Raw genomic sequence first — 19,077 nt, forward strand, 5'->3', positions numbered from 1 at the left:
CCTCTTCGGCGGCTCCGAAGGTCGCGACTCGTAGGTTGCTCGTCCTGTTCCTCGGTCCAGCCGGCCCACCCCGACGGACACTACGTCCGACACCGATGTCTGCACCCGTGTTGGGCGCCGGACGGTCTGACCGTGTCCGACCCATGCTCGGGCAGTTGCCTCCGTCGATTCCGGCCGGCGAGCGGAATGGACGAACTGGTGTGACTGTCGCGACCGATGGCAGGATGGGAGCGGCAGTCAGCGAATCTGGGTCGCCGTCGCACGGGTGGGGACAGATGAACCAAAGACTCATTGCCGCCACCTCGGTGGTGCTGGGAATCGTCGCCGGTGTCCTGACCAATCTGGTCACCGCAGGTCCCACGCCGCCGCTCGTCGTGGGGCTCGTCGCGGTCGCCGTGCTCTGGGTCGGGCTGACCGCGCTTCAGCGCCCCGGATCACCGCCGCCCGTGGCCCCGACATCCGAGACGCACGGGGACCACAGCCCCATCGTCAACGCGGACAACAACAGCGGACACATCACCTTCCACGCGCCACCGAGATCCGAAATGCCGTCCGGCGACAACGGCGATCCGACTTCATGAGGCGATGGCGACCGTTCCCCCAGCGGCGCCGTACGTCGGAAACGTACGGGAACGACAGCCCCATCATCAACGCGGACAACAACAGCGGCACCGTCAACATCACGGTCGTGACCGCCGCCGGGGCCCATCCGCTCCGGGGTGCTCCCCAGGCGTACGGGGCATACGTCGATTCGCTGACCCGGGCCTACTACCCGGACAATCCCTTGGTCGCGGATTTCCGACGGTTCATGGAAGAACAGGATCGTGGATACTTCGCGGTGGAGGCCGAGCCCGGCATGGGGAAGTCGGCCTTCGCGGCGTGGGTCGAGGCGCGACCGGAGACGGACGCCGCGCACTTCGTGCAGAACGGCGCCGGGGCGGGGCTGACGGCGACAGTCGTGCGCAGCCTGAGCGCTCAACTCATCACCGCGTGGAAGTTGGACGATCTCGCCCCCGGTGGTTGGCTCTCCGACTCCAGCGGAGAGGCCGGATGGCTGGCCGACGTCATCGAGCAGGCGGCGCGCCGGCGGAACGAGCAGGGGCCGACGCGGCCCATCGTCGTGGTCGTCGACGCGCTGGACGCCGCCCACGAGTATCCCGCCACCGAGTTGCCGTTCGGGCTGCCGCAGTGGCTTCCGGGGCGCGTGTACGTCGTCGTGACCGCGCGGACCGGGCGATTGAGGAACCTTCCGTGGGACCAGACACGACGTGTGGCGTTGTTGCCGGAATCGCCGGGGAATGGTGCGGCTCTGGAGGGTTTCCTCCGTGACCGTGCGCGGAACGATCCCCGGGTCGCCCGGGCGCTCCACGGACACGGCGTCACCGAGGAGGCCTTCGCCCTGCGGATCCTGGAACGCAGTCGAGGGTCGTGGGTCTACGCCCACTACGTGATCGAGTCCATCGGTCAGGATCCGCGGAGGATTCGGGATCTTCCCGGGTTACCGGAGGGCTTGGAGGCCTACTACCAGCACCGCGTCCTGTCGCTCTGCCTCGGCGGGGACAGACAGTACGACGAGCGACGCGTCCGACTGCTCGCGGCGCTCGGCGTGGCCGGCGAGCCGGTGGACGCCCACACTCTCTGCTCGCTCGCCGGGCTGGACGAGCCATCACTCGTGGACGCTCTCATGCGCGACGGGCTGCGGCCCTTCTGCACGGTCGTCGGCCCCGGTGCGGACGCGGACGAGCCGGTCCGCTTCGCGCCCCACCACCCGAGTCTCCGGGAGTACCTGTCGGGCGCGTCCGACGGGACCCTCCGGCAGGCGGCCCGGGCCGCTCACGCCCGTGTCTGCGACCGCTACCTGGCGGCGTGGGGTGGTCTGGAGTCCGGGCTCGGGACCCTGGTGGCCCAGCCGGAGCTGGCCGGCGCGGACGGTGGGTATCCCGTCCGGCATCTGGCGTCGCACCTGTTGGCGACGGGCCGGGAAGCGGACCTGCACCGCCTGCTCGCGCTGAGCCGGGGTCGGGAGAATCTGTGGTACGCGGTGCACGCGCAGGCCGGCGATGTCGGCAGTTATCTGCGTGACGTCGAGTTGGCGGAGGCGGCGACCGGGCGGCTCCCGCTCCGGTTGCGTTACCGCCTCATCCAGGCGAGCGTGACCTCGGCGGTGACGGCCATCCCGCCCGGGCTGGTGCGGGAGATGGTCACTCGGGGACACTGGACCGTCGAGCAGGGTTTCCAGCGTGTCGCGATCATGAGCAATCCGGATCATCAGGCGGTGGGGGTTCGACTCCTCGTACCGGATCTGCCGGAGCGGACGCATCCGGACGTGCTCAGCCTCGCCGCCTCGTACGGCAGCCAGGAACGCTCCGCCGTGCTGGAGGCGATCCTGCCGCTCCTGGCCGACGAACTGGTTCCGGTCGTGGTCGAACTGGCTCTCGACACCGACAACGGTCGACTGCTGCCCGGGCCGCTGGCCACCGCGGCCGCCCGGCTGCCGCACGACGCGCTGACGGACCTGCATCACCATCATCTGTTGAAGGATCGGTTCGGCAACAGGAAGTTCGTCCGGGCTGTCGTCGCCCTGTTTCTGAACCCGGACCGGGGGGCCGGGGCGCGCAAGGCGTTACGGATCCTCGGCTCGGGAAGGTACGAGCCGGGGCGGGATCAGCTGATCGCCCTGCTCCAGCACGTGCCCGTCACCGAGGCGGTCTTCGACGACGTGCTGACCCTGCTCGGGAACCGGCCCGAGGCACGGGGCGACAGGCCTTCCGCGCATGGTCCCCGGCCCACGGGCGGCATCGAACGACTGCGGTGGGTGCTGGAGAAGGGCGTGGACATGGAGGTAGCCGCCCGCATGCTCCATGTGGCCGCGCACCTCGACTGGGGCAGGTCGGAAGTGCCCACCCTGCTGGAGTTGGCGCTGCGGTTCAGGTTGGACTTCCGCTCACCGAATCTGCTGTACGCGCTCTGCGAACAACTGTCCACCACCGAGGTGCGAGGCTGGCTGGGCGAGTTGTTCCCGTCCGAGGGAGAGCCGGGTCGACGGCTGCACGTCGGGGTCCGCCACGTCCTGCTCGGCGCGATGCTCGACCGGCTGCCGCCCGAGGAGGCACGCGGCTACGCCGAGCGGGAGATGGCAGCGACACCGGAAATCGAACGGCCACCGGTCCGGATGGACCACCCACTCGTCTCGGACGCCCGGCCACACCTGGTCAGGTATCTCTCTCCGGAGACGCGTCGCCGGTACGTCGCGGAAGCCGTTGAGGCATGGGACGACGACCCCAGGTACGCGCAGACGCTCGCGATCATCGCGCCGCAGCTGGGCGAGGAGGAGCTCGGGGCGGCGCTGCGCGCGGTGAACACGGAGGACGCCGCCGAGTCAGGCGCCCGGGTGACGGCACTCAACGTGCTCGCTCCCCACCTTCCCGACGACGTGCTGCGGCAGGTCGTCGTCGACAGCACGTCGAGCCCGGTACGGCTGGACGACCTGTCCGCCGTAGCCGAGATCGGACGGGTTCTTCCCCCCGAGGCACGTAGCCGGACCGGGCGGCGCGTCCTGACCTTCGTCCGCGGGATCCCGGAGTCGCGGACACTGGCCGACGCGGTGGCGAGGCTCGCCCCGGTGCTGCCCTCGGAGGTCGCCGTGGACGCGCTGGCGCTGCTGGAGTCCGGGTCACGCTCCGTGCCTCTCTGGGCGCGGAAACAGCCGGTGTGGCGGCCGTTGACCATGGCCTCGGCGGACCCTGGCATGAGCACGGCGTTGATCAGCGAAAAGCGGGTGTACGGTCTCGGGGGCGTCGCGCGGGCCGTGGAGGCGCTCAGCGGGGCGCTGCCGGATCAGGCTCTGCCACGGGCGTGGGCCGCCGCGGTGGGCGATGACCAGGAGAGCGCCGCCCAGATGGCGCTCTGGGCACCCGGTCTGGTGTCGCGACTCCGTTCCACCGGCCAGGACGAGCTCCTCGACGGTGTCTTCACGTACGCCGCCGAGCACATGCCGCTGATCGACGAGGACGAGGTGCCGCCGCTGCTCCGTTTCGCGGAACTGGTGCCGGTCGACCAGGTACGACGCGCGTGTGACCTCCTGCTTGCCCGCCGCGACGGTCCGCTGCGCGCGCAGGCCCTCGCGGGTCTGAGCCGTCATCTCCCCGATGCCGAGCGGAGTTCCCTGGCCGGAGCGGTACTGACGATGCTGGCGAGCGCCCGGTGGAAGGGTCGGACCACCGACCGGTCCCACTCGGCGGACGCTCGCACGCTCGGGTACCTGTACCGGGCGGGAGCCACCGAAGCGGCAACCACGGCGCTGCGTGCGTTACTGGCTGCCAGCGGTGAGTGGGACGCGGTCGTCCTTGAGGCGTTCGGTGCTCCGCTGCCGGCGTCCGTCGTCGAGGAGGCTTTGGCGATGACGCTCGCGGACGCGCCCGGGCGGCGCAACTATCAGGTGCTCGTCGTCCTGGCTCCCAGCCTCGACGGGAATCAGCTCCAAAGGGTGCTCCGGGCGATGACGGAGGGCGAGGCGGATGATGGCTTCCGCATCGGGGTGGTCACCGCATTCGCCAGGCGGCTGGCGCCGGACGCCGCAGACGTCCTGGCACCCGAGATGTTCGCGCACGCCCTCCGGATGACGGAGGTGGAGCTCGCGAGTGAGCGGGGCATCATCCCGTTCCTGGCTCGGATGCGTCGGGACGACGCCGTTCGGTTCCGGACTCTGACGGAGCGGCTGATCAGCTGTCATACGCCGGACGCCTCGACCTCCTGGGCGCCGGACTCCGGCTTCGCCTCCGCCGTCGGTGTGCTGGAGCGTGACGATCTCGTCGAGTTGTACGCGCGGGTCACCCGGGCCCGCGGCCCTGCCTCGCGTGCCAGCGCACAGGCCACGATCCTGCGGCGGCTCGGAGACGAATGGCCGGGAACGACCGCCCCGGGCGGCGGCGACCTGCTCCGCACCTGGCCGACCGGGGTGGACCGGAGAACACTGTGCGGGTTGCTCGCGGCGTCCGCCTGGTGGGTACGGCGTCAGGGCGGGAACGACGCCGTCGACGAACTGGCCGGGGCGTTGCTCGACGTGGTCACCTGGTGGCCCGTGACCGGCCAGATCCGGGCGCCGTCCCGCCCCACGCTGACGATGTCGGTCAGGGACGGCGTAGCAGTCGCCCAGCGTGCCGCCTCGTGACGTCGGCGCCTCCCTGGCGCCAGTCGGGCTGGTAGCCGGGGGTACCGAAGTTGAACGACATGACGGCAAGATAGTTCTGATCCAGGCAATCCTCGACGGGTGTCCGGTTCTGCCGCTCCTTCCGTGCGTTCCGGCTTGATCGGGACCGGGTCTGCTCTTCGGCCTGTGCGAGCCAGCCTTGGTACCAGCGCGTGAAGCCGGTTGGGCTTCCGTCGGGCTCGTGCAGCGGCCGGAACCCGCCGTCGCTGGCGGTGTTCCGCCCACATCTGACCGCGGATGCTGTCCGGCCTACAAGAAGCGCTCAGGGTCGAAGCTCTCGAGGTCGATGATGCGAACCCGAGGAAGGACGTTGGTGAAGCAGCCCGCATCCTCCTCGATGTCGAATACATGCAGGCCCGGAAGGTCCGCGAAGCCGGCGTTGAGGAACTCCTTGAACCCGACGACCGCGACCTGATGATCACCTCGTAGGAGCTCGTCGACCTGCGGCAGGAAGTCGCCGTCGTGGCTGGCCAGCATCACATTGCCCGGGCGCCGGGCGATAGCCTCCAACGTCCGCTGGATGCCGATGTCCACCACCTTCTGGTCCGATGATCCAGCGAGCGGAATGGGCCGGTAGTCCATGCTCAGGAGGGCCCGGACGAAGGGCATCGGCAGACCGCCGCCCGAGGCGTTGAGGAAGAACAGCGCCTTCACCGGCTGCTGCCACGTGTCCCGTGCGAAGTCCCGCAGACGCTCCCACCGGGGTCGCTCCGCAGGGGCCGGCCGGCGCTCCAGAACACTGTTGCCGAGAGTGGCATCGATGTTCTCCCCGTCCACGATGAGGTACGTGACGGGTGCGGTGGTACCGGGCATGGGTATGCCTCTCGAGTCGAGCAGCGAGCGCGGACCGGTCGAGCCCGAGTGTTCGACGTGCCGGAGGAAGCCGGGCTCATGGTCAAGGGTATTGCCTGCCAGCACTGCCGGCTCCGCCACGCTCGGGGTGGGCTGAGCAACGTCCCGCGGGGCGTAGATCAGCACGCTACCGCCCGGCGAACACGTGCGGCTTCGCCTGCCCATGCGTCCCGTCGCGGTGCTGCCCGCGGTGACGGTTCTCGCCGTGCTCGTCGGCTCGTGCCTCTTCCTGCTACCGGGCATCCCAGAACCTCAGCCAACCCCGCCGCCACGCAGCTGGCCGGACCGGACCCCACCGAGGACCACCGCTGAGCCGCCAGCCGCCAGGCGCCGGCCGAGGAGGCGGAGGACACCGGCCGGTGAGTACGCTCGCGCCCTGGTCCGTTCCGACCGACGGGAGACGAGTCATGAGCGACGCCGACGCGCCGTTGTCCGCAACCCCCCGCACCCGGCTGCGCCGCATGAGCCAGAAGGGACGCGGCGACCGCGCCGCCCTCTTCGAGGTGCTACGGGCCGGTCTCGTCTGCCACCTCGGCGCGCTGGTGGACGGCTGCCCGATGGTGGTGCCGACCGTCTACGGCTTCGACACCACGCACCTCTTCCTGCACGGCTCGGTGGCCAGCCGGAGCCTCACCACCGACGCCGAGGTCTGCGCCACGGTCACGGTCGTCGACGGGCTGGTCCTGGCACGTTCGGTCTTCGAGCACGGGGTCAACTACCGCAGCGCGATGGTCTACGGGACCCCGCGCAGGATCGTCGACGCCGAGGAGAAGCGGTACGGCCTGCGGTTGCTGACCGAGCACGTCGCGCCGGGCCAGTGGGACTACACCCGCGGGCCGAACGGCAAGGAGCTCGCGGCCACGGTCCTGCTGGCGCTGCCACTGGCCGAGGCGTCGGTCAAGACCCGCAGCGGCCCGCCCGACGACGGCGCCGGCCCGGACGCCGCGCTCGGCCTCTGGGCCGGCGAGCTTCCCCTGGTCGCGACGTGGCAGCAGCCGCTGACCGATCCCGTGCTGCCCGCGACCGTGGCGGTGCCGGCGCACGTGGCCGCCCGCGCCGGGACCCGCGCCGACCGGTCCTGAACGCACCGGCGTGGGCCGGGCGGCCGACCGGCGCCGCTAGCGCAGTTGCCGCGCCAGCTCGGTGAGCGACACCCCGGGCTGGACGGCCGCGCAGGCCGCCACCACCGCCAGCGCCCGGGGCACGCCCTGGCAGTGGGCCACTATCCCGCGCACCGCCTCGGGTTCCGCCGCGAGGCGGTGCGCGCCGAGGCGGGCCCGCAGCAGCTCGTACGCCTCCTCCGGGGCGAGGCGGTCGAGCACGACGGGGTGCGCGACCTCCCCGGCGACCAGCCCGGTGAGCCGGTCCCGGCTGGTCACCAGCACCATGCACCCCGCCGCGCCGGGCAGGAGTGGCCGGACCTGGTCGGCGTCCCGCGCGTCATCGAGCACGATGAGCATCCGCCGCCCGGCGAGCAGGCTGCGGTAGAGCCCGACCCGGGCGTCGAGGCCACCCGGGATGCCGCCGGCCGGCACGGCGAGCGCCTCGATGAGGCAGCCCAGCGCGTCGGAGGGCGACGCCGGTGACCTCTGTGTCCGGTTGCCGCTCAGGTCGATGTGGAGCACCCCGTCGGCGAAGCGGGTCGCGAACCGGTGCGCCCAGTGCAGCGCCAGCGCGGTCTTGCCGATCCCGGGGCGACCGACGAGGGCGCAGACGACCACCGTGGACATTCGCCGGGGGTCACCGTCGAAGAGCCGGTCGAGCTGGGCGAGCTGGGCGACGCGGCCGGTGAAGCCGGGCACGTCCAGCGGCAGTTGCATCGGCCGCGGCCGGGGCGGTGGCGATGACGGGCCGGGCAGGCCGAGCGCGTCGCGGATCAGTCGGACGGTGGCGGGCCGGGGCCGCAGCACCCGCGCCGACTCCAGGTTGCGGATGCTGCGCACGCTCAGCCCCGTCCGGGCCGCCAACTCCTCCTGGGTGAGGTGGGCCGCTGCCGGGCCGCGACGATCTCATCACTCAGGGTAACCTGGTGGTCGATCACCATGCCATCCCCACTCGCCTGCTCCGTGCGGGTCTGGCCGATTCGTGCCGACGGTACGCCGTAGCCGAGGCCACTGATCCGGGAGTCGGCAGCGATGTTGCCGTTGAACTGCCGGTGGTCTGCCTGTTCGCAGGACGACCCTACGCCGACAGTGGCAGTGCCGCCATTCGCCGCGGCGAATCAATCGGAGCCGGGGAGGCGGTGTTTCGAGCAGCGGTCCGCCGTGACCCGTCGTGGCTTGGTCACGCACCGCGCCGCCCGGCGCGCGCCGGGCCCGGGGCCGGTCCCCGCCTCCGGTGGGGACGCCCGTGCCGCCCTCACCGCCCGGGCCGCCCGGCGCGGGCCCCGCCCCGGGCGGTGGCACGCCGTCGACCGGCCCGCGCCACGACGCCGGCGGGACGCGAACCCGCCGTCACGCCGACGACCGCCGCCCCCGGCGGGCCGTCGGCGCCGACCCACGGCCCTGCCGCTCAGGTCACCCGCGATCAGGAGGACAACCATGCGGAAGTACGTCAGCGACACCGCGCAGCTCACCGACGAGTACGGCATCCAGATCGGCCGCTGGAAGCAGTACCGCGACCTGGGGCCGCTGCCGTTCGACGCGATGTGGTGCGTGATCCCGCCCGGTGCCAGCAGCGCCGAGGACGTGCACCCGGAGGTCGAGTTCGCGGTGGTGACCCGGGGCACCGCCATCTACGAGGCGGCCGGGGAGAAGGTGGAGGTGCCGACCGGCGGGGTGATCCTGCTCGACCCGGAGCGGTCCCACGTGATCCACAACCCCTCCCCGGAGGTCCCGCTGACCATCCTGAGCATCTACTGGATGCCCCGGACCGCCGACGCCGACGCCGAGGGCGGCCGGGACGCCGGGGCGGGCCGTGACTGACGGCGCCGCCCCCGCCGGGGTGGTCCTCGTGGTGACGCCGCCGCCGACGCCGAACGGGCCGCTGCACGTCGGGCACCTCTCCGGCCCGTACGTCGCCGGGGACATCGCGGCCCGCGCGCTACGCGCCGACGGCCGCCGGGTCCTGACCCAGTGCGGCCTGGACGCCCACCAGAACTACGTGCCGACCCGGGCCGAGGCGCGCGGCGAGGCACCCGCGGACACCGCCGCGCACTACGGCGCGCTGGTGGGCGAGGCGCTGCGCGCGGCGCGCATCGGGTACGACGTGATGGTCGACCCGCTGGCCGACGCGGGCTACCGCGACGCCGTGGCCCGGTTGCTCACCGAGCTGGTCGAGGCGAAGGTCGTCGAGCTGGCCCCGATGTCGCTGCGCGCCTGCGCCGGCTGTCAGCGGATCCTGCACCACGCCCGGGTCGTCGGGGCCTGCCCGCGCTGCGGGGCCGGGGCGGCCGGCGGTACCTGTGAGGGGTGCGGCAGCTTCCTCGCCGCGGCGGACCTGGTCGACGCCCGCTCGACCTGCTGCTCGGCCGCCCCGGAGCCGGTGACCCACCCGGTGCCTGTCCTCCGGCTGGAGGAGCACCGGGAGCGGCTGTGCGAGTTCTGGTCCCGGGCGGTCCTGCCGCCCCGGCTGCGCCGGCTGGTCGCGGCGTACCTCGACACGGGGCTGCCGGATGTCGCGCTGGCCTACCCGAGCGACTGGGGCATCGAGTGGGGCGACGGCCTGCGGGTGGACGTCTGGGCCGAGATGGCCCTGGCCAACCTGGTGCTGCCGGCCCGCCACCTGCGTCCGGGGGCGGACACGCTGACCGGCTACCTCGACGCCTGGGGCGACGTCGACGAACAGTGGCTGTTCCTCGGCATCGACAACGCCTTCTACTACGCGGTGCTCATCCCCGCCCTGCACCTGGCCGCCGGGCTGCCCGAGCGGCCGACCGGGCTGGTGGTCAACGAGTTCTACCGGCTCACCGGCGCCAAGTTCTCCACCAGCCGGGGACACGCCATCTGGGCGCACGAGTTCCTGGCCACCGAGGACCCGGCGGTGGTCCGGGCGTTCGTGAGCTGGGACCGGCCGGACAGCTACGAGTCCGACTTCCTGCCGGCGGCGTACGAGGCGTTCAAGGCCTGTTACACCGCGGCGCTCGACGGCGTCGGTCCTCACCTCGACGCGGCGCTGGCGGACATCGAGCTGACCCGGGGCGAGCGGGCGTTGCGCCCGGACGCCTTCGACCCGGCCGCCGCGGTCCGCGCGGCGCTGGCCGCCGCCGGCAGCCGACCCGAACGGGCGGCCCGGCTGCTGGGCCTCGTCGGCGGCACCCTCCCGGCGGGCGCGGGTGACTGAGCCGCGGGTACTCGTCGTCGGCGCCGGACTGGCCGGGGCCCTGCTGGCCCGGCGATTGCAGGACGCGGGCGCCGAGGCGGTGCTCATCGGCACCGCGCCCGACAGCCCGACCGGCGGGTACCGGGACGCCACCGCCGCGTCGGGCGGCCTGGTCCGGGCCTTCGAGCCGGAGCCGGCCGCCCGCGCCCTGGCCGCCGCCAGCCTCGCCGAGCTGCGGGGCGACCCCGGCCTGGCGGCGGAGGCCGGCTGGCGGCGCACCGGCTCGCTCTACCTGCTCGATCCGGACACCGTCGCCGGGGGCGGGGGCGGGGGCGGGGTCGGGGCCGGGGCCGCCGCGGTCGACGCCGAGGTGCTCACCGCCGCGGAGGTCGCCCGCCGCTTCGGCGTCGACGGGCTGCCCGAGCACGCCGTGGGGGTCTGGGAGCGCCGGGCCGGCCACGTGGTGCCGGACCGGCTGCGGCGGGCCGTGCTGGCCGGGCTGACCCGGACCGAGGCCGTGCCGATGGCCCGGCTCGACGGCGACACGGTGGAGCTGCGCGACGGCCGGCGACTCGCCGGTGACCTCGTGGTCGTGGCCGCCGGGGCGTGGACCCCGGGACTGCTGCGCGCCGCCGGGCTGGCCACCTGCCTGCGTACCAAGCACATCCAGTACGCCCACCACGCCGTGCGCCGCGCCGACCTGCCGTCGTTCGTGGACGAGACCAGTGGCCTCTACGGCCGGCCCGCCGGCCCCGGGCGCCTCCTGCTCGGCCTGCCCAGCTCCCGCTGGGACGTCGACCCGGCCGCCCCCACGCCCGACGCCGAACTCGCGGCGCGGGTCCGAGCGGTGGCCGCGTTGCGGCTGCCCGGCCTGGACCCGCGACCGGTGGGCCCGCCGGTCAGCGCGGCCGACTGCTACAGCGAGCCCCCTGGCCTCGCGCTGCGGGCCGTCTCCGGGACCGTGCACACCTTCACCGGCGGGAGCGGGGGCGCCGCCAAGACCGCCCTGGCCGCCAGCCGACGCGCAGCCAGCGCTCTGCTGGACCACCCATCGTCCGTCGGGGTTCCGACGGGTTAGCCGAAGGCAGAGAGATGACGCAGACATACCACACCGTGGGGATCGGCGCGGGGCCCGCGAACCTGAGCCTCGCGGCGATGTACGACGTGCTCGCGCCGCACGAGATCGCGCTGTTCGAGTCCCGGGACCAGCCGGGCTGGCACGACGGGATGCTGCACAGCGGCGTGCGGATGCAGACCGGCTGGGTCAAGGACCTGGTGTCGCTCTACGACCCGACCCACCCCCTGTCGTTCCTCAACTACCTGGTCACCACCGGGCGGGTCTACGCCCTGCTGGGCGCCGGTTTCGACACGATCCCCCGGATCGAGTACCAGCAGTACCTGAGCTGGGCGGCGGGCCAGTTGCCGAACATCGTCTACGGCACCCGGATCGACCGGGTCGACTTCGACGGCGCGCTGGTCAGCCGCAGCGGTGACGTGGCCGTCGCCCGCTCCCGGCACCTGGTGCTCGGCACCGGCACCGTGCCGTTCCTGCCGGACTTCCTCGCCGCCCTGGACCCCCGGCACGTCTTCGTCGCCGACGAGTTGCACCACCGCCTGGCGACCGTGGCCGACGAGCCGGACGCGCCGTGGATCGTGATGGGCAGCGGGCAGACCAGCGCGGAGTGCGTGGCGGCGCTGCTGGCCCGCGGGGTCCGGGACATCCGCTGGATCGGCCGGCGGTCGTGGTTCGCGCCGCTGGAGGACTCCCCCTCGGCCAACGACCTGTACCGGCCGGCCTACCAGGAGGCGTTCCTCAACCTCTCCCGTGACGTGCGGGAACGCCTGGTCTCGGGGCAGATCCTCACCAGCGACGGCATCTCCCCCGGCACGTTGCGCGGCATCTACCAGCACAACTACGAGGAGCGGCTGCGCACGGGCCGGTTCCCGGTGACCATCATGCCGAGCCGCACCGTCACCGCGGCCCGGCAGCTCGACGGGGAGATCGAGCTGGAGTGCCTCACCGCCGGCAGCGGCGAGGAGCGGCACCGGGCGGTGCACCTGGTGGTCGCGGCGGGGCGGCAGCAGGCCCCGCTGCCCTTCGACGAGGAGCTGACCGCGCTGGTCGACGTCGACGAGCGGGGTCAGCCCGTCATCGAGTCGGACTACTCGATCCGGTGGAAGCACGCCGACCAGCACAAGATCTTCGTGCTGAACCGGGGGCGTTACGTGCAGGGGCTGGTCGACTCCAACCTGAGCATCCTGCCGGTGCGCAGCGCCATGGTGCTCAACTCGATCGCCGGCCGGGTGGTCTGCCCGTTCCGCGACGAGTTCCTCAGCACCCGGTGGGCGTGACCCCGATGGCCTCCTTCGACTACGACGGCCGGGTCTTCGTCGCCGCCGACCAGGCCGGCACCGACCACGGCACGACCGGCGACGCCGGGCCGCTGACCGGGCACTACCACCAGCGCGGCGACCTGGTCTGGGCCGAGATCACCGGCGGCGCGGTGCGGCACGGCTCGCTGGCCGGGACCTGCGACGCCGAGGGGGTGGTGCGCTTCGCCTACCTGGAGGTGCTCACCGACGGCACCATCGTCGTCGGCGAGTGCGTCTCCCGTCCCGAGCGGCTGCCGGACGGGCGGATCCGCCTGCGCGAGCAGTGGCGCCGGCACGGGCCACGCCGAGACAGCGGCGTGTCGGTCATCGAGGAGGCCGTCCCGGCCCTCGTCGCACAGGAAGAGATCCACCAGCATGTCTGACATCCAGCTCGTCAGCTTCGTCGCCGCGAGTATCCTGATCATCGTCGTGCCCGGGGTGGACTTCGCCCTGGTCACCCGGCAGACCGTGCGGTACGGGCGGCGAGCCGGGTTCGTGGTGCTGGCCGGGCTCTTCGTGGCCGCCCTGGTGCACGCCACGCTCGCCACGGCCGGGCTCTCGGCCCTGCTGGTGTCCTCGCCCCGGCTGTACACCGTGCTGCGCATCGCCGGCGCCCTCTACCTGGTCTACCTGGGGGGCAGCATCCTCTGGGCCACCCGGCCCCGTCGCCCCGCGCCGGTCGCGCAGCCGGTCCCGGTGGGCGCCGGCGGGGGCGGCGACACCCCGAGCGCGCCGCCCGAGCCGGCCCCGGCGGCCGACGAGCCGCACGTGGCCCGCCGCTCGTTCGTCATGGGCATCACCAGCCAGCTGTTGAACGTCAAGGTGGTCATCTTCTACGTCTCGTTCGTCCCGCAGTTCGTCAAGTCCGGCGACGGCGCGGCGGCCCGCACGGCGGTGCTCGCCGCGACGTTCATCGGCCTCGCCGTGCTCTGGTGGGCGTGTTACATCCTGCTCATCGACCGGTTGCACGCCTGGTTGACCCGCCCGGCGGTGCTCCTGGTCATCGAGCGGCTGACCGGGGTGATCCTGATCGTCCTCGCCGTGCGGATCGCGCTGACCCGGTGAGCACGGCGGTGGCCGGCCCCCGCCTCCGGGGTGCCGGCCACCGCCGCCTGCCCCGCCGGGGAGCGCGACGGCGTCCGCGGGGTTCCAGCCGCCGAGGGCCACGGCGATGCGCTCGGCCCCGGCGGCCAACCGCTGTTCCCGGCACCGGCTCAGGGCCTGCGACCAGCGGCTGCGCGCCTGCCCAGCGTCTGGTGCAGCCGCCCCATCCGCTCCGGGACCCCTGACGGCGCAGCTACGTCCCCCGGTCGGGCAGGAGGGGCGACGGCTCCTCGTGGTGGCTTTCTTCGCGCCGAGTCGCGTTACTTGCTCCGAAACTTTCGGCGCTGTGCCGGTCGGGAAGCTGGCCTGCCGTCCGGCGCTCCTGCTGGCAGCGAGCTCATTGACGGATGACCGGGGCACTGAGTAGCCTCAGCAAACGAATCATCACATGTAAATATCTCGATAACTTTCCGAGGCGACGACATGGCCGCGGCTGACCGTCGGTGAGCCCGTCCGTCGGCTTCCGCCCGCCTGCCCCGCTGATGGAAACCCGTCGCCCTGACTCGCCGCGGTCACCCGACCACCGCCGCTCACGATCACCGATGGAGGGCCGTTGAAACGCGTCCGGAGCACCGCAGCCGTCATCGCCACCGTCGCGCTCCTCCTTGCCGGCTGTGGGGGATCGGACGGCACGTCCGACTCGAAGACCTTCGAGTTCTGGTCGTTCGCCAACATCAACCAGAAGGCCGACGTCGACGTCTACACCAAGGCGCACCCGGATGTGCGCGTCAAGGTCACCGAGGTGGGCAGCACGACCGAGACCGCGCAGGCGCTGACCGCCGCGCTGGCCGGTGGCAAGGTGCCCGACCTGGTGCTGATCCAGGCCGACGACCTGCCGAAGTTCATGCAGTCGCCGGACAACTTCGTCGACCTCACCACGCTGGGCGCGGGCGACATCAAGGGCAACTACCTCGACTGGGTGATGGCGCAGTCGACGACCAAGGACGGCAAGATCGTCGGGGTGCCGACCGACGTCGGCGGCTTGGCGGTGGCCTACCGTACGGATCTGTTCAAGGCGGCGGGCCTGCCCACCGACCGGGACGAGGTCACCAAGCTCTGGCCGACGTGGGACGAGTTCATCAACGTCGGCAAGCAGTACGTCCAGAAGACGGGGAAGCCGTTCGTGGACAACACGCCGACAAGCGTCTTCTTCCAGGCCGTCAACCAGGGCAGCCAGCGCTACTACACCGCCGACCGCAAGCTGGACTACGACAACGAGCAGGTCAAGGCGGCGTTCGACGTGACGCTGAAGGCCTTCGGCGCGGGCATCTCCGCCAAGCAGGGGTCGTTCTCGTCCGGCTGGACCGCGGCCATGAAGAAGGGCGACTACGCGGTGGTGTGCTCACCGTCCTGGATGCTCAGCCAGATGAAGACGAACGCCCCCGAGACGAACGGCAAGTGGGACATCGCCACCATTCCCGGTGGCTCGGGGAACTGGGGTGGCAGCTTCCTCGCCATCCCCAAGCGCGCCAAGAACGCGAAGGCGGCGTGGAACTACATCTCCGAGATGCAGTCGCCGAAGGGGCAACTGGACCACTTCCTGATGCAGGGGTCGCTGCCCACCACGCCGTCGGTCTACACGGACCCGCAGCTGGTCGGCAGGACCGACCCGTTCTTCAGCAACGCGCCGATCGGCAAGATCTACACCCAGTCGGTGGTGGGGATCAAGCCCTTCTACTTCGGTCCGCAGGACGGCCCCGTCGGCACCGAGTTCCTCAACACGCTCACCAGCGTCGAGCAGGGCAAGGTGGACCCGGCCAACGCCTGGAACACCGCGCTGACAAACGTCAAGAACGCCGTACGCGAATGACGGAGGGCTGACGCGCGGCGGCTGGGCACTGCCCGGCCGCCGCCCATCGGGAAGGTGACGCCTTGACCACCATGCTCACCCCGGCCACGGCCGCACCGGACGTCCGGCGGCCCGATCGCAGGCGGCGGATCCGGCAGGGCGTACGGGAGTCCCTGGCGCCGTACGCGTACATCTCACCGTTCTTCGTGCTCTTCCTGATCTTCGGCCTCTTCCCGTTGCTGTTCACCTTCTACATCTCCCTGTTCGACTGGGACCCCATCGGCGAGCACCGTTTCGTCGGGTTGGACAACTTCTCCGAACTCCTGCACGACCCGCGTTTCTGGGGGGCGCTGCGGAACACGTTCAGCATCTGGGTGCTGTCGACGGTGCCGCAGTTGCTCCTGGCGCTCGGCCTGGCGCATTTGCTCAACCACGCACGGCTGCGGCTGGCCGCGTTGTTCCGGATGTCGGTGCTCGTTCCCTACGTCACCTCGGTGGCGGCCACGACCATCGTCTTCGCCCAGATGTTCGACCGGGACTACGGCATGATCAACTGGTTCCTCGGGTTGCTGGGCTTCGACCACATCGACTTCACGGCGTCGCTGTGGGGCAGCCACATCATGATCGCCACGATGATCGCCTGGCGCTGGACCGGTTACAACACCCTGCTGTACCTCGCCGCGCTCCAGGCGGTCCCCCGGGAACTGTACGAGGCCGCCGCCGCCGACGGTGCGAACGGGTGGAAACAGTTCCTGCACATCAGCATCCCCTCGTTGCGGCCGATCATCGCGTTCACCGTCGTGACGTCGACCATCGGGGGGTTGCAGGTCTTCACCGAGCCGCTGCTGGCCAACCCGGTGGGCGGGCTCACGTGCGGAGCGGCACGGCAGTGCCAGACCGTCACCCTCTACCTCTACGAGCAGTCCTTCGGGCAGTTCCACTTCGGCTACGGCGCGGCGGTCGGCGTCGCGCTCTTCGTCATCGTGGTGGCCTTCTCCGGACTCAACTATCTGTTGGCCACCCGCATCCGTTCGGAGCGCCGATGAAGCTCACGCCCTCGACCGCCGCGTCCGGGCGGGCCAGGCGGCGCCCGGCCAACCGCGTCCCGCTCCCGGTGTACGCGCTGCTCACCCTCATGGCGCTCGGCAGCGTCTTTCCGCTCTACTGGATGTTCGTGGTGGCGACCACGGACTCCGCCACCGCGACGACTCTGCCCCCGACGGTCACGCCCGGCGGCAACTTCCTGCACCTGGCGGAGATGGTCCTCACCATCGTGCCGTTCGTGCAGTCCCTGCTCAACAGCCTCGTCGTCGCCACCACGATCGCCGTGGGCCAGGCGCTGCTCTGCGCGTTGGCCGGCTTCGCCTTCGCCAAGCTGTCCTTTCCCGGCCGCAACACGCTGTTCCTCATCGTCGTGCTGACCATGACGGTGCCGGCGCAGTTGGCCGTGGTACCGCAGTACCTGATCATCTCCCAGCTCAACTGGGTCGACAGCCTCCAGGCGGTGATCGTTCCGGGCTTGGTCAGCGCGTTCGGCATCTTCTGGATGCGCCAGCACATCGGCAGCACCATCGACGACGAGCTGATGCAGGCGGCGCGGGTGGACGGCGCGACCACCTGGCAGATCTTCTGGCGGATAGCCTTCCCGTTGGTCCGCCCGGCGGCGTACGTGCTGGGGCTGTTCACATTCGTCTACGCGTGGAACGACTTCCTGTGGCCGTTCATCGTCCTGAAGTCGCCGGAGAACTACACCGTCCAGATCGCCATCAAGGCACTGCAACAGAACCGCGACATCGATCTGGGCCTGGCCATGTCCGGCTCCTTCCTGGCCACCATCCCGCTGCTGGTGCTGTTCGTCTTCGTCGGACGACGTCTGGTGCAGGGCATCATGGAAGGCGCGTTCAAGGGGTGAGCGTGCCGGTCCCGTCATCCGGCCGGCCGGTAGTCGAACCAGTCGAACCCGGCGGTTCCCTCGGTGACGTACATGCCGATGACCCGTCCGGTGAAGCCGGAGGCGACTTCGGTGGACAGGTAGCGCCCGTCCAGCTCCGCCAGGTACGACCAGCCGTCTCCGGTCTCGACCTCGAACCTGATCGTGTCACTGCCGGCGGCCACGACGCCCACGTGGCCCGCCCGCGCGAGATCGTCGGACGAGGTGACCGTCGGCGGCAGCACGTCGGTGCTCCGGATGCTCAGTGCCACGGTCACCGCCCCCGCCGGCACCTGACACTCCCCGAACACCTGGCGGAACGGCCCGACCCGGCCGATGACCCGAGCCCGGCCCCGCGCGAGTTCCAGGTCGTAGTGGTGGGCCTCGTCGATCCTGATCGTCAGGCCGGACCGGCCGGAGCCGGGATCGACGCGGGCGCTGACCCGGCAGTCATGGTGCTGCTGGCGACGGCCGACGATGGTGGCGCCGCTCCGGTCGAGGCTGTCGCCGGTCGCGTGCAGGGTCAGCCAGCCGGGCCGGTCGGTCGACGACCAGGCCGAGGCGGGCCGGTCACGGGGAGAGATCCACTGTGCGCCCAGCCGCTCGTCGTCGAAGTCGTCCCGGTCGTCGGCCCCGCTCGTCCCCGCCGAGCCGGTCCCGGACCCGACGGGTTCGACCACCGGCCACCCGTCGACCCAGCGCACCGGCACCAGGAACGTCTCCCGCCCGAGCACGTGGTAGGGCGGCCAGTGCCCCTTGGCCCGGATGCCCAGCAGGACCATCCACCAGTTGCCGTCAGCGGCCTCGACCATGTCGGCATGCCCGGTCGCCTGTACCGGCCGGTCGGTCCCGCGATGCGTCAGGATCGGATTGGCCGGCCCGGGCTGGAACGGCCCGCGCGGCGAGCGCGCGCGGGCGACGCTCACCGCGTGGCCGGTGTGGGTGCCGCCCTCCGAGACGAGCAGGTACCACCAGTCACCGACCCGGTACAGGTGCGGCGCCTCCGGGTACTGGCCACCCGTTCCCGACCACATCGGCACCGGGCCCTCGAAGACCTCTCCGGTGCCCGGGTCGATCCGGTACGACTCGACCCCGGACACCGTCAGCCAGCAGGTGCCGTCGTCGTCCCACGCCAGCGACGGGTCCACGTGCGGCAGGTCCAGGTAGACCGGATCCGACCACGGGCCGGCGGGATCGGTCGCGGTGACGATCAGGTGCCGACCGAGCGTGACGTTCGTCGTGACGACCCAGAACCGGTCGTCGTGGTAGCGGATCGTCGGCGCGTAGATGCCCCGCGAGGCCAGCGTGTCGGGGGGCAGCCGGAGCTGGTCGGCGCGGTCGAGCACGTTGCCGATCTGCCGCCAGCCGAACAGGTCCCGACTGTGGAAGATCGGCACACCGGGCGAGTACTCGAAGCTCGAACACACCAGGTAGTAGTCGTCACCGGCGCGGCAGATGCTCGGATCGGGCCAGAAACCCGGGAGGATCGGGTTGCGGTAGCTGAGGGACTCACCGTGGGCGGACACGGCATGAGTGTCGATGTCGTGAACCGTCTCGGCA

At 71.6% G+C, this 19,077-nt stretch carries 14 protein-coding genes; 11 read left to right on the plus strand and 3 right to left on the minus strand.

The features are described from left to right. Positions 1 to 265 precede the first annotated feature (265 nt). Entirely contained in the window at positions 266 to 5,170 is a 4,905-nt protein-coding gene (locus OG767_RS10605) for a hypothetical protein (RefSeq protein ID WP_405093230.1), read from the plus strand. Between the two features lie 288 nt (positions 5,171 to 5,458). Here the strand turns inward: OG767_RS10605 and OG767_RS10610 are convergent, their stop codons facing one another. Continuing rightward, positions 5,459 to 6,187 (minus strand): NYN domain-containing protein, encoded by a 729-nt coding sequence (locus tag OG767_RS10610; RefSeq protein ID WP_405093231.1) that lies wholly within the window; start codon positions 6,185 to 6,187, stop codon positions 5,459 to 5,461. Between the two features lie 281 nt (positions 6,188 to 6,468). Here OG767_RS10610 and OG767_RS10615 point away from each other — a divergent pair, with 281 nt between their 5' ends. Then, positions 6,469 to 7,143, plus strand: a complete 675-nt coding sequence (locus OG767_RS10615) for a pyridoxamine 5'-phosphate oxidase family protein (protein WP_405093232.1) — start codon at positions 6,469 to 6,471, stop codon at positions 7,141 to 7,143. A gap of 36 nt (positions 7,144 to 7,179) precedes the next feature. Here OG767_RS10615 and OG767_RS10620 read toward each other — a convergent pair whose 3' ends face one another. Then, the gene (locus OG767_RS10620) at positions 7,180 to 8,004 is read right to left on the minus strand and encodes an NB-ARC domain-containing protein (RefSeq protein ID WP_405093233.1); all 825 of its coding nucleotides are present in this window, start codon (positions 8,002 to 8,004) and stop codon (positions 7,180 to 7,182) included. A gap of 597 nt (positions 8,005 to 8,601) precedes the next feature. Between OG767_RS10620 and OG767_RS10625 the strand changes: the two genes are divergently transcribed. The 9 genes from OG767_RS10625 to OG767_RS10665 all read left to right on the plus strand — a co-directional run bounded on the left by OG767_RS10625 (position 8,602) and on the right by OG767_RS10665 (position 17,499). Further along, the gene (locus tag OG767_RS10625) at positions 8,602 to 8,985 is read left to right on the plus strand and encodes a cupin domain-containing protein (RefSeq protein ID WP_405093234.1); all 384 of its coding nucleotides are present in this window, start codon (positions 8,602 to 8,604) and stop codon (positions 8,983 to 8,985) included. After that, positions 8,978 to 10,342 (plus strand): class I tRNA ligase family protein, encoded by a 1,365-nt coding sequence (locus OG767_RS10630; protein ID WP_405093235.1) that lies wholly within the window; start codon positions 8,978 to 8,980, stop codon positions 10,340 to 10,342. The genes OG767_RS10625 and OG767_RS10630 overlap by 8 nt, the downstream gene beginning before the upstream one ends. Further along, positions 10,335 to 11,399: an FAD-dependent oxidoreductase gene (locus OG767_RS10635; RefSeq protein WP_405093236.1), complete on the plus strand. Its 1,065-nt coding sequence runs from the start codon at positions 10,335 to 10,337 to the stop codon at positions 11,397 to 11,399. Before OG767_RS10630 ends, OG767_RS10635 begins: the two co-directional genes overlap by 8 nt. A gap of 14 nt (positions 11,400 to 11,413) precedes the next feature. Beyond that, on the plus strand, positions 11,414 to 12,673 hold the full coding sequence (locus tag OG767_RS10640; RefSeq protein ID WP_405093237.1) for a lysine N(6)-hydroxylase/L-ornithine N(5)-oxygenase family protein: 1,260 nt from the start codon (positions 11,414 to 11,416) through the stop codon (positions 12,671 to 12,673). 5 nt (positions 12,674 to 12,678) lie between these two features. Next, on the plus strand, positions 12,679 to 13,077 hold the full coding sequence (locus tag OG767_RS10645) for a hypothetical protein (RefSeq protein ID WP_281935036.1): 399 nt from the start codon (positions 12,679 to 12,681) through the stop codon (positions 13,075 to 13,077). After that, positions 13,070 to 13,759: a LysE family translocator gene (locus OG767_RS10650; protein WP_405093238.1), complete on the plus strand. Its 690-nt coding sequence runs from the start codon at positions 13,070 to 13,072 to the stop codon at positions 13,757 to 13,759. Before OG767_RS10645 ends, OG767_RS10650 begins: the two co-directional genes overlap by 8 nt. Before the next feature lie 592 nt (positions 13,760 to 14,351). After that, positions 14,352 to 15,608, plus strand: coding sequence for an ABC transporter substrate-binding protein (locus OG767_RS10655; RefSeq protein WP_405093239.1), 1,257 nt, complete (start codon positions 14,352 to 14,354; stop codon positions 15,606 to 15,608). 71 nt (positions 15,609 to 15,679) lie between these two features. After that, a complete protein-coding gene (locus OG767_RS10660; protein WP_405094186.1) occupies positions 15,680 to 16,633 on the plus strand; it encodes a carbohydrate ABC transporter permease in 954 nt (317 codons plus the stop codon). Beyond that, positions 16,630 to 17,499, plus strand: a complete 870-nt coding sequence (locus OG767_RS10665; protein ID WP_405093240.1) for a carbohydrate ABC transporter permease — start codon at positions 16,630 to 16,632, stop codon at positions 17,497 to 17,499. Before OG767_RS10660 ends, OG767_RS10665 begins: the two co-directional genes overlap by 4 nt. A gap of 14 nt (positions 17,500 to 17,513) precedes the next feature. Here the strand turns inward: OG767_RS10665 and OG767_RS10670 are convergent, their stop codons facing one another. Next, positions 17,514 to 19,043 (minus strand): glycoside hydrolase family 43 protein, encoded by a 1,530-nt coding sequence (locus OG767_RS10670; protein WP_405093241.1) that lies wholly within the window; start codon positions 19,041 to 19,043, stop codon positions 17,514 to 17,516. Positions 19,044 to 19,077 lie beyond the last annotated feature (34 nt).

The sequence above is a fragment of the Micromonospora sp. NBC_01392 genome (genome assembly GCF_045040125.1).
Taxonomy (GTDB): Bacteria; Actinomycetota; Actinomycetes; order Mycobacteriales; family Micromonosporaceae; genus Micromonospora.